This window comes from Streptomyces sp. NPDC048612 (assembly GCF_043199295.1).
Classification (GTDB): Bacteria; Actinomycetota; Actinomycetes; order Streptomycetales; family Streptomycetaceae; genus Streptomyces.
In genome coordinates, this window is record NZ_JBICVV010000007.1 from 183,533 (window position 1) to 195,430 (window position 11,898).

The window sequence follows — 11,898 nt, forward strand, 5'->3', positions numbered from 1 at the left end:
GCGCCCGCGTGCAGTCCAGCAGTCTGTTCCGCTGCACGCGGGCGCGTTCTCCCCCACGCCCCGGAGCTTCGACATGCACACCCCTGATGACCCGCGCCTCTACGAGGAGGTGGTGGTCAGTCCCATGTACCTGGCCGGTTCCAACGGGACCGGTGACGCCGGCTTCGCCCCGGTTGCCCATTGGCCGCACCACTACCTCGACGATGGGCCGTGTCAGCTCCTCGTCACCTCGCCCGACCAGCGGATCAGGGTCGGATGGTTCGGTGATGACTTCGAGCTGTGGAGGATCAGCGCGGCCACGGAGGCCGCCTCGGCAACGCGCTGGACGGCCACCTTCAACCACGTCACCCCGGCCGAGATCGTCGCCGGCCTCACCACTGCCCTGGCCCACGACTACGCCGAGGCCGACGCCTACGACAGCAACGGACGTTTCCTTGCGAACCCGTCGAGCTACTGGGAAGACGCCGTTCGGCCGCTGACCGATGCCGGCTGGAAACGCGGCGTCCCTGCCAAGCCTGGCACGGTCGAGATCGTCGCCCCCGACGGCCAGGCCGGCGCCGTAATCGACAAGCGCAGCTACGGCCCGGATGACGAGGCGGTCACCCTGTGGGCCGGTCCACCGGGCTGGGGCACTCGGGCGGAAGCGGTGTTCACCAGCGGCACCCCGTCCCATCTGGTCGCCGCGACCGCGGCCGTCATGGCGGATTCGGCCCCGGTGATCCGTGAACGGCACCAGATCGACCGACGGATGGAGCACCTGGTCACGCTGACCCCGGCTGCCCCGGCTGCGCCGGCCGCCGAGTCCTTGGTCTCCCGCGCTCCGACGCCGCTCGACGTGCGGCGCACCGCTGTCACTCAGGCCGTCCACCGTGCCGCACGCGCCCCGCGGACTGCCGCCGACCTCCGCGTCATGGCCGCCCGCAGTCGCACCGCGACTTCGACACGGTCCGGGGCACGCAGCCCCGTGCCGGCTGCCGTGGCCAGGCCGCTGCTCAGTCCGTCGGCTCCGCGCCGCAGTCGCTGACTCCCTCCCCGGCCCCTCCGGGACCTCGCCCGATCGAACAGCACCTCCGAATACGGGAGTTCCGCCATGCCCGATGCCACCGCACTCGACCAGGCCACCGCCGTGATCGAGAAAGCCTGGGGCCGTCCGATCGACGCTCTGGAGTCCCTCGCTGTCCGCAGCCCCGGTGACGACCCGCTCCTGCGCGCGGCCCTGCACCTTCGCTCGGCCCTGGTCGTCACCGACAACGCGGTGGCCGTCCACCAGGACCGGCTGCACGCCCTGACCCGGCCCGGTCACGTGCCGGCCTTCTACGACCTGACCTGGAGCGCCTCACCAGCTCAGCGGCGGACCTTCGCGTCGCCCAAGCCGAGTGCCGTGCGTTCCGGCAGGCGCTCGGCCACGTGCTGGAGGCCCGTGAAGCCGCCGCGACTGCGGACCGGGCGCCTGCCGTTCGGCTGGCCCAGGCCGCTGTTGCCCGCTCCGGGCACTCTCCACGCGCCCTGGGCCAGTTGCCCGATCAGCCTGTTCCTTCGGCCGCTGTCGGCCCGCCCGGGGCCGGACGGGGGCCGCACCGCTGAGCGGTCCGGTTAGGTGGGTTCGCCGTCGCGGTGGGCGTCCCCGATGCGGGAGTTCACCGCGCGGGCCAACTCCTGCACCGTCAATTCGACGCGACGCCCCTGCGCGATCCGGTCCTCCACCACGCCCTCTTCCCGCCGTCCGTCGGACTGCGCACCGACGGCCCACTGGCCGTCGTCGACCATCGCGATGTCGCCCACCGTCCACCGCCGCCCGGCGGCAAGGATCTTGCGTTCCAGCCCGGCGCCGTCCCAGTGTCCGCTCGGCTCCGCCACTCGTGCTCCCCCTTCGGTTCCGTACGGCCCGTTGCCGCAACCCGGTTAGGACAACCACGCCCGCCGATCCATTCCCGGGCACCGGCGATCTACTGACGGCCGCCAGTTCGCCCACGGCAGACGCCACTTCCCGGGAACGGACTACGTACTTCGGGACACTGCATGTCAACGTACGGGTGTTGGGAAAAACCGCAGGTCAACGAAGGGACCGTGCAACCATGAACGCCTCCGCCACCCTCCTTCCCGCCGTCGTCCGCCCCGCCGTGGAAGACCGCCACTGGCTCTCCTCCGACCACTGCGCCAGCCCGGTGCTCGACCTCCTCGACAACCTCGGCTGGGCACTCGTCGACACCCCGGAGGCCAACATCCACGCGACGAGCCCGGACGGCCGGGTCTACGTCGGCTGGCTCCCCGAGGACCCCACCGCCTGGACACGCAACATCGTCTGGCACATCCGGGTTCAGCCCACCGACGGCGACCCGTGGGCGCAGGAGTTCGGCATGCACACGCCCTCCGAAGGCGTCGCCGGGTTCATCGCGGCCCTGGTCGCTCACTCCTACCGCTGAACCACTGGGCGGGCTCGTGGCGGCCCGCCCCGTTCACCGGCCCTCGTTCGGACCCCGACCTCGTCGGACCGGCCCACCTCCCCCTCTTTCCGAAAGGGCGCGCACCGCATATGACCATCTACTCCGACGACCTGGTCCAGATCACGAACTGGATCGGCGGCCTGAGCGCCGGCGCGTTCGGCGCCTATGACGCTGTCACCGGATCCGGCACGGTGTGGCACGGCCTCACCATGGCCTACTGCGGGGTGGCGTTGGCGTACACCACGGGCAGCTTCCAGGACTACCTGCGTCGTCGCGATACCCGGGTCGTCACCCACCTTGCGGGCAACCCCGGCTCGTCTCTCCCCCAGATCTGCGCTGCTACCGGCCTGCACATGGACCGGGTCGGCAGCTCGCTTCAACGCCTCATCGCCGATGGCCTGGTGCTCTCGGAGAGCGGTCGTTCCTACCGACTCACCGGCTGACTCCGGGAGGCGTCCGACCGTGCGCATGCTCCTGGCCACCCGCCCCGGCTACCGCCGCAAGTGCGCCTACGCCCGACGCTGCACCTGCTTCTACCTCCCCGGTCAGCACGGCCGCCGCGCCAAAACCCTGCGCCGCCGTGCCGCCCGTCATGCCGAACGACGCCAGTGGCAGCGCGACCTCTGAAGGATCGCGCACACCCGGTAGTCGTCGACCCGGCCGACCGATCTCCCCACCCCACCCACGAGGAGCTTGACCATGCCCTTCCGCGCCCCGCTCACCAACCACCACGCCGACCACAGTCTCTGCCCGGCGCACCACAAGCACACAAGCTCCGGCAAGCCGCTCCACGCCGACTGCCCCGGCCGCGCCTACACGCAGGCCATCTGCTCGTGCGGCGACTGGGAGATGAAGCAATCCGGCAAGGGCTACGTCAACGAGAGCCGCAAGCGGCACCTCGCCACCCACAACAACGAGGGGCCGAAGGCCGTCCGCGACCTGCTGCGCCTCAACCGTCCCTGACATCACCGGCCCCGCCGTCCCGCACCACTCTCGGAGATTCCCATGCCCCTTCACCTGACCGTCAGCCACCTGCTCCGCCAGCTCCAGGACCTCGACCCCAGCCTTCCGATTCGCCTCGCCATCAACCCCGACTTCCCCTTCGCCCACTACGTGGGGACCGAGGTGGTCGTCCGGGACGGCAAGGCGTTCATCGCCGAGGACGGCCAGGAGGACTACCTCCCGACCCCGGTCAGCGACGCCCTCGTCTGGGCCTGACCCACAGCTCCGGAGGCTCCTATCTCGTCTCGACCCTGCCCGTCCCACGTCCGTCCGCTGCACGGCCTCGCCGTGCGCCCCATGCCGAACGGGGTACGCGGCGCGCTGGTCCAGCGCGTCTCCGCCCGGCCCGACGGACCGCTCGACGTCACCTGGCTCGCCCCCGAATCCCCGAGAATCGCCCTTGGCCGCATTCGCCTGCGCTGGGAGCCCGCCTCCCTCGCAGGGTGGGACGTCACCGCCCACCTGGGGCTGGCCACCGCCGAGGTGCATCTCGCCTCCTGGCCTGCCGCCCCGGACGACTGGCCGCGCCTGGTCCGCCCGACCCTCCACGAGGTGCTCGGTCTGAGCGCCGCCCTCGCGGTTGCGACCGCCGCCCTCGACCTCTCGAACCGCCTCGCCCAGGTCTGACCGAAACCGCACAAGGCCGCCCCGCGCCGATCCGGCAGGGGCGGCCTTGCCGTACGCCCGGCCGCGTTGCGTACGCTCATCCCGACGAACGAGGAGGACACGATGGCCGACGACCAGCAGCTCTGGGGGTACCCGGAGGTCGCCGCCCACCTGGGCATCAGCGTCAGCGCCGCCCGCAACCGCAAGAGCCGAGGCACCCTGCCCGCGCCCGACGACACCACCGTCCCGGACCGGCCCCGCTGGAAGCCGGCCACGTTCAACGGCTGGAAACCGGTCGGCCGGGGCTTCCGCAGTGACCTGCACAGCGAATCGGCTCCCCCCGCCTCACCGGCGCCTTCCGGACATGGAGCGTCATGAACAAGTTCCTCGTCGGTTCCTCCCTGGTCACCGCCCCCGGAGCGGTCACCGCCATAGCAGCCGCTGTCCACCACAGTTACGGCACCTGCAGCATCGCCCTGTTCGTCATCGCAGCCGGTGCCATCGGCGCCTACCGGATCAGCCGGTCCCAGGACGCCGCCAACGACCGCGCCGTCCTCCACCGGCTACGAGAAGCACCCCAGACGTCCGTCGACGCCCTCTCCAACGAGCTTGGGCTTCGCTCTGCCGCAGTCCGCCTCAGCGTCCACCGCTTGACCAGGTCCGGCGAGCTTCCCTCGAACGCCGATTCCACTGAATGACGGCTCCTTGCCCCCCTAGGCTCAGGTCATGACCGACTCGCCAATGCCGTCCCCGCCTTTTCCCTCGCCCGACAACGCCGCGCTCAAGGTAGTCGTCGGCAACGCCATAGCAGCGGTCGACAGCGGGGACGCCACGGTGGAGGAGGCGATCCTGCACGCGGCCGTCCACGGCTGGTACGAGGGGCATATCCAGGGTGAGGACGAGTGCCCCGGCTGCCATTTCCGGGGCGAGCTGCCCAAGCACAGCAATCGCGGTTGATCGCGACTAGATTCCAGAGCCCGCAGCTCGGCCCAGCGTTCGCGCGACTCGCCGCACCAGTGTGGTCGGCTTCAGGTTCCGCTCCACCCTGAGCAAGTAGCTGACTGGAGAGCCACTGAGCTTTGTGTCGCGTTCCTCCACAGCGGCTTGGCGCAGGGTCGCGGCAGCGACCGCGATGCTTCCTACGGTGATCGGCACGTTACCTGCCCAGCCACTCGCCACAGCGGCGAGAGCGGGTACTTCGACCTTGTAGCTCAGCGCGCCGTAGAAGGTCTTGAGGTTAAGGCTGCTCATGGCCTTGCGCAGCTCCTCAAGATGCGCGGCGATGCTGTCGTCGAACTTCATCCGAAGGTGGTGTTCGAATGCCGCGCGGTCTTCGATGCCAGCGACTTCCTCTCGCAGGGCCGCCGCCGCCTCGTCGACCGCTTGTGTGAAGGCGTTGAATTCCGCTCGGTGATCCTTCCGCAGTTGGATGATCTTCGCCACCGGCACCGACCGCAGACCGTCCGGAAGGACGCATTGCACGGCCATCAGCCCGAGCCGTGTCGTCTCATCTGAGCCTGCCGGCTGAGGCGGCTCGCCCAACATGGCAGCAGCAATCCGATCGCTGTCCCAGCCGTCCGTTGCGCTGTGGGCCGCCACCTGATCGGTGATCGGCGCGTACCGCGTACGGCGGGCCAGCTCCTCCGTGAGCACGCACTTATAGATCCAGGCCAGGGCCGGGTCCATGGCCAGCCACGTTACGTCCGAGGATCTGGCAATGCGCGACCGCATAGCTCGCACAGCGAGACCGGTGCCGCGAAGGGCGTCCGCAAGCCGTGGGTCTACCTCGTGCGGATAGAGGCCGGCGAGGGGGCGTTCGTCGCGCGGAAGCGTTCGCAAGTCGTCAGGTGAGGTCGGCTCCGCGTTGATGGTGCGTTGTCCCATCAACTCCTCAGGCCGATGGTTCAGATGCGCGCGGAAAGGCCGAGTGTCGACGGTTGCCAGAAACCGCTGCCTCAATTCGGCACCGTGGTCCTCGACAGCCTTGAGGAAGGCAGGGGCGACAGCGGCTGCGGCTTCCCTGGGGTCCACGTCGGTGACAAAGTCCAGCTCGTCGCGCAGGGCCTTGACCAGGTCCGGATCGGCGACGGGAAACCCCGGCGGAACGACTCGGGCAAGGCCCCGCCAATAGAGGGCGGCAGCCTTGATCCACTGCTCTTTACGGAAGTGTACATACGGGTAGTAGAGGCCGATCCGCTGCACTGCTGCCCTTTCATCGCGTCCTGTCGGCCTTCCCGGACATGTCCGGGAAGGCCGACAGCATGCTACGCAAGCAGTCTTCACTGCTGGTGCATGGAGCGGAGCGAGCTGCCCTATACCGGCGGAGATCACTCATTCCGTCTGTGCTGTATTCCCCATACTCTTGAGGCCGGGAAGCCTGACTCCGGCTGCCGAGTGCAACGGGCACAACCAGACCGGCTCGTTCCCCCGAAACGGCTGCTGTGGAGGCGGATCTCTGGAAGAGTGATCCTATGGGGGGTTCTCCGACGAAGGCATGGGCGCAGTTCAAGGCCCGAATAGAAGCTCTGGGCGGTGAAGTGCTGGAGCCAAAGTGGCTAAGCAGCGCGGCAAGGCACCAGATTCGCTGCCCGAAGGGGCACGAGACGACAGCGATTCCGAACGCCGTGCAACGAGGCCAGGGTATGTGCCGACCTTGCTCCGGTAGCGATCCGGCTACGGCGTGGGCAGCCTTCAAAGCTCGGGTGGAAGAGCTCGGCGGGACAGTCGTCGAGCCGAAGTGGCTGGGGAAGGACAAGCGTCACCGAGTGATTTGCAGGAACGGCCACCCCAGCAAGCCCCGGCCCGGCTACGTGCGCAGTGGTGGGGGCATCTGTTCAGTGTGCTCTGGGAATGATCCAGCCACAGCATGGGCAGCGTTCAAGGCCCGGGTGGATGAACTCGGTGGGACCGTCGTCGAGACGAAATGGCTGGGGAAGGCAGCACAGCACCGCGTCATCTGTAAGAACGGCCACCCCTTCACACCCACGCCGAACAACATGCGCAGCGGCACCGGCCGATGCCTCAAGTGCGTCGGCATTGATCCCGACGCATGTTGGGCGTGGTTCAAGGCGCGGGTGGAAGAACTCGGCGGGACCGTCGTCGAGCCGGCATGGCGAGGAGACGGAGTTGAGCATCGGCTGATCTGCCGTGCTGGTCACCAGGGCAAGACCATCCCCAGCGGCGTCAAGCAGGGGCAAGGCATCTGCCGACGATGCGCCGGCAAGGTGTGGGACGTGTTCTACGTCGTGCAGGACGCGGAACGTGTGAAGTTCGGAATCACCTCCGGTGACCCACGCCCCCGCCTGCGAGCCCACGCCGCGGACGGGTACACGACACAGGTGCTTGTCGCCCGCGACCTTCCCGGCGACTTCGCACCCAACTTGGAAACCTTCATACGCTTCGCCCTCACCGACGAGGGTGTGAAGCCAGTGCGAGGACGGGAGTACTTCCAGATCTCCGCCACGCCGCTGGTCCTCTCCATCGTCGAACATCAGCTCCGCGAAATCGGGCGCTGAGCAAATGCCGCAGGGCCTTGGCTTGCAGGGTCAGACTCGACCCTCGTCCACCACCGCGCGGTGAAGGCCCGGGGCTGGTACGGACGCCACGTGCACGGTGGCATTCTGGTCGCTACAGCCAGTTCCGAATCCCTGGCAGCGCTAATGTGGGCTTTCGACCATGGTATGGGCGCTGGTCGCCATATCGACAGAGGGCACTCATTCCTGACATGTCGCATTCCTCGCACATCAGCTTTCCCGTGACACTAGAGTGCGCGGCGAGGTGTGCTGTTCGGTGGAGGTGGGGAGCGGCGATCCTGGCAGTGGGTTGGGACATCTCGCCCTGCCGCCTGGGTGGCGGAGGTACGTTCGAGCCGACAGCAGGCGACTGCTGTCGGTGGACCGCTCTAGCATGGTGACCATGCCCGCCAACCGTCCTGCAATTCCTAGCGAGTTAGATCGGCGAGTCCGTGTCGAAGCCGGCCATCGCTGTGCCATACCGGTCTGCCGCGTTCCCGTCATCGAGATTGCCCACATTCGCCCCTGGGCCAAAGTTAAGCGGCACGAGTTCGAGAATCTGATCGCCCTCTGTCCGACCTGCCATACGCTCTTCGATCGAGGACATATCGACCGCTTGGCCATGGTCCAGTACAAGGCGAACCTGAGCCCATTTTCTCCATACGCTCTCGCTGCGCATCCCTATCACGCGGACTTTCTGGCGGCCTACCAAAAGTTCCGCGTATTCATTGAGATGTGGCTCACCGGCGCTCTTGCGTTTCGGGGAGCGAAGCAGCGAGGCGCCACAACCAGCGAACTCCAGCGGAACTTTCAAGGTATCGGCGACACAGCCACGGAGGCTAGTTACGCACGCCTCTACTTCGCCGCGGCGTCACCGAGCGAGGTGACGAAACTGGCCGATCAGATTTTTTACGTGACCGTGAGGCACGCCTGTAAGCTCTTGAACAGGCCAGTCCCCACCGCCTTCCCGGAAACAGGACCGGCCTTTGATGATCTACCCGCGATGTGGGCCGACCTGCATCACGAGATCCACGAGGTACTCAACAAGCCTGCCCCGAGGGTGGTCAAAGTCGTGCCGAGGAGTCCGATACTCGCAGACGAGGTCATACGCCAGAACGAGTAGTGCATACCGCTCGTCACTGCAGGTAGGTGCCGGCGAAGGCCCCGTCGAAGCCGAGCGCGGCGAGGCCCTCTTCGAGGCTGGGGTAGGTCTTCCTGTCCGGGATGGCGATCAGTGCGTTGAAGTCGGTGCGGCTGATCTCGGGTTCGAGCCACTGGTTGTTGCAGCGGCAGACGATCCAGACGTTGCGGCCGTGGTTGATGAGCAGCCAGTCTCGTCGGGCGCGGCAGGCCGAGCACCGTACGGGGATCCCGCGCAGGGCCAGCTCGGCCGGGTGGCCGAGGCAGCGTGTGGCGCCGGGACCGCTGGGCTGCTGCATCTCGTATTCGAGTTGCAGCAGGGGGTCGGTGCCGGCCGGGAGGGTGGGCGGCACGGGCGCCGGCTCTGCGGTGCGGTCGGTGGTTCTGAGCACGAGCGTCATCTCCCGGTTGAGTCCTTCTGGTTCATCCGTAACAGCCGGGGAAGCGGCTGTCCAGGGGGTTTCGTGGTGACCGGCCTGCCGGTCAGTGGTCAGCGGCGCGGGGGTCGGGTGCGCGGGTCGGCGGGTCGAGCTGCCGCCGTGGGGGCCGTCCGGTTGCGGGTGTGGTCGTTGGTCGAGGTCTCGGGCTGACGGGCTCCGGCCTGCGGCTGAGGAGTCACTTCTCCCGGGTGTGCGGGGAGCTGGGCGAGGCGGCGCAGGCGCCAGACCAGGACGTCGTTCACGTCCTCGGCGGTCTCAAGTTCGCGCATGTCGATGGCCCGCTGTAGGAGCGCCTCGGGGTCGTGGCCCGCCTGTTCGGCCTGGGCCATGGTGGCGGCCAGGGCGTCGGTCTTCGTCGTGCCGTCGGCTCGTAGCCCCTGCTGCGGCAGTGCTGCGCGGATAGTGGCCTCGTGGGTTCGGCGTACGGCTTCGGGGAGGGCGCGGCCTTGGTCGTGCAGTGCTCGCATGGGTGTGGCGGCGGCCTGGCGGTAGGCGGTTCGCAAGCGCTCGGCGGTCTGGCGGGAGGCGTGGGCCTGCTGGGCGTGTCCGCGGGCGGAGTGCCAGCGGGCGGCGGCGAGGGTGACCAGGACCAGGGTCGAGACGAGCATGGCGGTGGTGCCGCCGTCTTCGCCACGGCCGAGTGCGCCGCCGGCCTGGATGATGCCCCGGGCGGCCGAGCGGATCGCGCGGGTGTCGGCGCGCTCCGCTCGGACGTGACTGCGGGTGGCCCGCTCGAATTCTCGGGCGGCGGCAGCCAGCTCGGCGCGGGTGGCGGCCGGGGAGGTCTGGGCGACCGCATCCAGGAGTTCTCCGACCCCCACGAGGTGAGCTGCGGCGTTGTCGTCGTCGCTGTCGAGCAGGATGGCAGCGTGCTCGGCGATGCCGGCGGCGCTGCGTCGCTCCCGGGCGGGCGGGGACCAATGCGATCGGCCACTGGTGGCGGCCGACATCGTCAGGTCGACCGTGTCGTTGGCGAGGCGAAGGCGGATCTTCGGCAGGGACAGGTCGGGTGCCAGCTTGGAGCCGGGGAACCAGACCGGTTCACCATCGCGGTTGCGGTCGCCAGGGAGTGCCACGTTGTAGCCGATGGCATCGCCGGACGGGGCGGTCCGTACCCTCACGCGCAGCCCGGCCTCGCGCAGCCGCGTGAAGAACTCCTCTTCGGTAGCCGCTCCGGCGAGAGCCTGACGGACGGCTTCGCGCAACGTCTCGCGCGAGGGCTCAGGGCGCCCGGTGCGCTCGGCCTTGAAGCGCTCGGCGCTGGTGGGTGCCTTGGAGCCGGTGCCGTCGCCCGGATTGAGGCGGCGCAGTCCCCACTCCTTCTCGATGCGGCGGCATTCGGCCTGGGCCTTCTTGAAGTCGTAGTTCATCCGGGGGCGGCGCAGGTCGCCTCGGACCAGGGTGGCCAGGATGTGGATGTGGTCGTCCGCGTGGCGTACGGCGATCCAGCGGCAGCCGTCCGGGTCGCCTTCGGGGGCGATCCCGGTCGCCGCGACCAGGCGTTGGGCGACGGTGTTCCATTCGGCGTCGGTCAGCATGCGGTCGCCGGGGTCGGTGCGGACTGAGCAGTGCCACACGTGCTTGGCGGGTGCGCGGTCGCCTGCCTGCTTGACGCGCAGGTCGAGGGCGGCGGTGAGGCGGGCGAGGGTGGCCTTGGGGTCCGGGTCGAGGCTGGTGTCGCGGCCGGGGTCGGGGGCGAAGCCGTCCCAGCTCCCGACGAGGTGCGGGTCGATGTGTTCGTCGCGTTTGCCGGGGCCGTAGAGGTAGACGAGCAGGCCGTGGGTGCGCCCGCCTCGGCGGATCTTGGGGACCATCAGAGTCGCTTCTTCACCAGGGTGTTGGCCGTGTCGTCGATGCGGGACAGCAGACGGGTCAAGGCCGCGAGGGCGTAATCGAGTTGGCCGGGACGGGGCTGCCCCCCGGCGTTGTAGACGAAGGCGATCTGGTTGATGTTGTTGCCGACCCGGGCCAGGGCGGTGCGCAGGGTGGCCAGCTCGTCGATGGCGGCGTCGAGCTGCTCGTTGGAGTGCAGGGAGGTGGAACCGCGGGCGGCGGCGAGGCCGGTAGCTGCGAGGAATCGGGCAACGGTGACACCGCGTTGCACGGCAGCGGTGACGATCTCGGCGTGCTCGGTGTCGGACAGGCGGGTGGTCGTCTTGCGGGTGCGCTCGCTCGGGTTGCGGCTGCGGCGGCGCGGTGTGCGGTCAGGGAACGCGGGCGTGCTCGGGCTCGGCTGCTCGCGGTGGTCGACGCGGTCGGCTTCTCCCCCGGTGACCGGCGCCCCCTGGTGCCGGTTGCCCGGTTGGTCCCCGTGCGCCCTCGCTCGGGGACCAACCGGACTTCCGCCGCCCTCCTGGGCGGGGGCAAGTGCGTGCGACGGGCCGTAGGACCGTCGTATGCGACAACTTGCTCCGCCAGGAGCCGTCGTGGGCTCACGGTGCTGTCCGGCCGGGGTAACCACCGGGTCGTTGGCGGTTGTCACCGGCTCGTCTCCGGGTCCTGCTGCTGGATTTCGCGGACGAGGTCCTCGATCCAGTCCATGGCCAGGACCGGGTGGCGCAGGGTCCAGGGGCGGCTGTGGCGCTCTCGTTGGACGGTCCAGGTGGTGTCGGGGCCGGACTGGGCGCGGTGGAGGTGGCCGCGCTGGTGCAGGACGGTCAGCCAGGAATCGACCTCGGCAGGTGTGATCGGGCGGGTGCGCATGGGTGGGTTCTCCGCTTCGTTTCGCCAGTGCGTGGGGGTGTGTGTCCGGGG

19 protein-coding genes are annotated in these 11,898 nt (G+C 69.0%); 13 read left to right on the forward strand and 6 right to left on the reverse strand.

The genetic code is table 11. The annotated features are described in order from the left end of the window. Window positions 1-73 precede the first annotated feature (73 nt). Both ACGFN2_RS13780 and ACGFN2_RS13785 read left to right on the forward strand, forming a co-directional pair. Window positions 74-1,024, forward strand: a complete 951-nt coding sequence (locus ACGFN2_RS13780; protein ID WP_393360050.1) for a DUF317 domain-containing protein — start codon at window positions 74-76, stop codon at window positions 1,022-1,024. Window positions 1,025-1,090: 66 nt separating this feature from the next. Next, window positions 1,091-1,597: a hypothetical protein gene (locus ACGFN2_RS13785; protein WP_393360052.1), complete on the forward strand. Its 507-nt coding sequence runs from the start codon at window positions 1,091-1,093 to the stop codon at window positions 1,595-1,597. Here ACGFN2_RS13785 and ACGFN2_RS13790 read toward each other — a convergent pair. Beyond that, complete coding sequence (locus ACGFN2_RS13790) at window positions 1,594-1,857, reverse strand: hypothetical protein (protein WP_393360054.1); 264 nt, start codon at window positions 1,855-1,857, stop codon at window positions 1,594-1,596. The two genes, ACGFN2_RS13785 and ACGFN2_RS13790, sit on opposite strands and share 4 nt — an antisense overlap. Window positions 1,858-2,075: 218 nt before the next feature. Here ACGFN2_RS13790 and ACGFN2_RS13795 point away from each other — a divergent pair, with 218 nt between their 5' ends. The 9 genes from ACGFN2_RS13795 (at window position 2,076) to ACGFN2_RS13835 (ending at window position 5,009) form a co-directional block, all read left to right on the forward strand. Continuing rightward, window positions 2,076-2,423 carry a DUF317 domain-containing protein gene (locus ACGFN2_RS13795; RefSeq protein WP_393360056.1) on the forward strand — a complete coding sequence of 116 codons (348 nt, stop codon included), beginning with the start codon at window positions 2,076-2,078 and terminating at the stop codon, window positions 2,421-2,423. 110 nt (window positions 2,424-2,533) lie between these two features. Next, the gene (locus ACGFN2_RS13800) at window positions 2,534-2,887 is read left to right on the forward strand and encodes a MarR family transcriptional regulator (RefSeq protein ID WP_393360058.1); all 354 of its coding nucleotides are present in this window, start codon (window positions 2,534-2,536) and stop codon (window positions 2,885-2,887) included. 19 nt (window positions 2,888-2,906) lie between these two features. Next, window positions 2,907-3,071, forward strand: a complete 165-nt coding sequence (locus ACGFN2_RS13805) for a hypothetical protein (protein ID WP_393360060.1) — start codon at window positions 2,907-2,909, stop codon at window positions 3,069-3,071. A gap of 72 nt (window positions 3,072-3,143) precedes the next feature. After that, entirely contained in the window at window positions 3,144-3,407 is a 264-nt protein-coding gene (locus ACGFN2_RS13810) for a hypothetical protein (RefSeq protein WP_393360062.1), read from the forward strand. Window positions 3,408-3,449: 42 nt separating this feature from the next. Continuing rightward, a complete protein-coding gene (locus ACGFN2_RS13815; protein WP_393360064.1) occupies window positions 3,450-3,662 on the forward strand; it encodes a hypothetical protein in 213 nt (70 codons plus the stop codon). A gap of 81 nt (window positions 3,663-3,743) precedes the next feature. Then, window positions 3,744-4,073, forward strand: coding sequence for an esterase (locus ACGFN2_RS13820; protein ID WP_393360066.1), 330 nt, complete (start codon window positions 3,744-3,746; stop codon window positions 4,071-4,073). A 102-nt stretch (window positions 4,074-4,175) separates the two neighbouring features. Then, complete coding sequence (locus ACGFN2_RS13825) at window positions 4,176-4,430, forward strand: MarR family transcriptional regulator (protein ID WP_393360068.1); 255 nt, start codon at window positions 4,176-4,178, stop codon at window positions 4,428-4,430. Then, entirely contained in the window at window positions 4,427-4,750 is a 324-nt protein-coding gene (locus tag ACGFN2_RS13830; protein WP_393360070.1) for a hypothetical protein, read from the forward strand. The genes ACGFN2_RS13825 and ACGFN2_RS13830 overlap by 4 nt, the downstream gene beginning before the upstream one ends. 28 nt (window positions 4,751-4,778) lie before the next feature. Next, entirely contained in the window at window positions 4,779-5,009 is a 231-nt protein-coding gene (locus ACGFN2_RS13835; RefSeq protein ID WP_393360072.1) for a hypothetical protein, read from the forward strand. A gap of 6 nt (window positions 5,010-5,015) precedes the next feature. Here ACGFN2_RS13835 and ACGFN2_RS13840 read toward each other — a convergent pair whose 3' ends face one another. Continuing rightward, a complete protein-coding gene (locus ACGFN2_RS13840; RefSeq protein WP_393360074.1) occupies window positions 5,016-6,254 on the reverse strand; it encodes a DUF6236 family protein in 1,239 nt (412 codons plus the stop codon). Window positions 6,255-6,940: 686 nt separating this feature from the next. On the opposite strand from ACGFN2_RS13840, the gene ACGFN2_RS13845 reads away from it, so the two are divergent. Then, window positions 6,941-7,567, forward strand: a complete 627-nt coding sequence (locus ACGFN2_RS13845) for a hypothetical protein (protein ID WP_393360075.1) — start codon at window positions 6,941-6,943, stop codon at window positions 7,565-7,567. A gap of 400 nt (window positions 7,568-7,967) precedes the next feature. Next, a complete protein-coding gene (locus ACGFN2_RS13850; protein WP_393360077.1) occupies window positions 7,968-8,687 on the forward strand; it encodes an HNH endonuclease in 720 nt (239 codons plus the stop codon). Between the two features lie 13 nt (window positions 8,688-8,700). Here the strand turns inward: ACGFN2_RS13850 and ACGFN2_RS13855 are convergent, their stop codons facing one another. The 4 genes from ACGFN2_RS13855 to ACGFN2_RS13870 form a co-directional block, all read right to left on the reverse strand. Continuing rightward, the gene (locus tag ACGFN2_RS13855; protein WP_393360079.1) at window positions 8,701-9,105 is read right to left on the reverse strand and encodes a hypothetical protein; all 405 of its coding nucleotides are present in this window, start codon (window positions 9,103-9,105) and stop codon (window positions 8,701-8,703) included. Between the two features lie 89 nt (window positions 9,106-9,194). Next, window positions 9,195-10,958, reverse strand: coding sequence for a relaxase/mobilization nuclease domain-containing protein (locus ACGFN2_RS13860; RefSeq protein WP_393360081.1), 1,764 nt, complete (start codon window positions 10,956-10,958; stop codon window positions 9,195-9,197). Continuing rightward, window positions 10,958-11,626 carry a plasmid mobilization protein gene (locus ACGFN2_RS13865; protein WP_393360083.1) on the reverse strand — a complete coding sequence of 223 codons (669 nt, stop codon included), beginning with the start codon at window positions 11,624-11,626 and terminating at the stop codon, window positions 10,958-10,960. Before ACGFN2_RS13865 ends, ACGFN2_RS13860 begins: the two co-directional genes overlap by 1 nt. Next, window positions 11,623-11,847, reverse strand: coding sequence for a hypothetical protein (locus ACGFN2_RS13870; protein ID WP_393360085.1), 225 nt, complete (start codon window positions 11,845-11,847; stop codon window positions 11,623-11,625). The genes ACGFN2_RS13865 and ACGFN2_RS13870 overlap by 4 nt, the downstream gene beginning before the upstream one ends. Window positions 11,848-11,898: the final 51 nt, after the last annotated feature.

Bases quoted from the DNA above. Each gene is read 5' to 3' on its own strand.
- ACGFN2_RS13850 (WP_393360077.1), top strand. From the start codon at position 7,968: ATGCCCGCCAACCGTCCTGCAATTCCTAGCGAGTTAGATCGGCGAGTC.
- ACGFN2_RS13860 (WP_393360081.1), bottom strand. From the start codon at position 10,958: ATGGTCCCCAAGATCCGCCGAGGCGGGCGCACCCACGGCCTGCTCGTC.
- ACGFN2_RS13855 (WP_393360079.1), bottom strand. From the start codon at position 9,105: ATGACGCTCGTGCTCAGAACCACCGACCGCACCGCAGAGCCGGCGCCC.
- ACGFN2_RS13795 (WP_393360056.1), top strand. From the start codon at position 2,076: ATGAACGCCTCCGCCACCCTCCTTCCCGCCGTCGTCCGCCCCGCCGTG.
- ACGFN2_RS13815 (WP_393360064.1), top strand. From the start codon at position 3,450: ATGCCCCTTCACCTGACCGTCAGCCACCTGCTCCGCCAGCTCCAGGAC.
- ACGFN2_RS13785 (WP_393360052.1), top strand. From the start codon at position 1,091: ATGCCCGATGCCACCGCACTCGACCAGGCCACCGCCGTGATCGAGAAA.
- ACGFN2_RS13800 (WP_393360058.1), top strand. From the start codon at position 2,534: ATGACCATCTACTCCGACGACCTGGTCCAGATCACGAACTGGATCGGC.
- ACGFN2_RS13835 (WP_393360072.1), top strand. From the start codon at position 4,779: ATGACCGACTCGCCAATGCCGTCCCCGCCTTTTCCCTCGCCCGACAAC.
- ACGFN2_RS13780 (WP_393360050.1), top strand. From the start codon at position 74: ATGCACACCCCTGATGACCCGCGCCTCTACGAGGAGGTGGTGGTCAGT.
- ACGFN2_RS13825 (WP_393360068.1), top strand. From the start codon at position 4,176: ATGGCCGACGACCAGCAGCTCTGGGGGTACCCGGAGGTCGCCGCCCAC.
- ACGFN2_RS13830 (WP_393360070.1), top strand. From the start codon at position 4,427: ATGAACAAGTTCCTCGTCGGTTCCTCCCTGGTCACCGCCCCCGGAGCG.
- ACGFN2_RS13870 (WP_393360085.1), bottom strand. From the start codon at position 11,847: ATGCGCACCCGCCCGATCACACCTGCCGAGGTCGATTCCTGGCTGACC.
- ACGFN2_RS13810 (WP_393360062.1), top strand. From the start codon at position 3,144: ATGCCCTTCCGCGCCCCGCTCACCAACCACCACGCCGACCACAGTCTC.
- ACGFN2_RS13820 (WP_393360066.1), top strand. From the start codon at position 3,744: ATGCCGAACGGGGTACGCGGCGCGCTGGTCCAGCGCGTCTCCGCCCGG.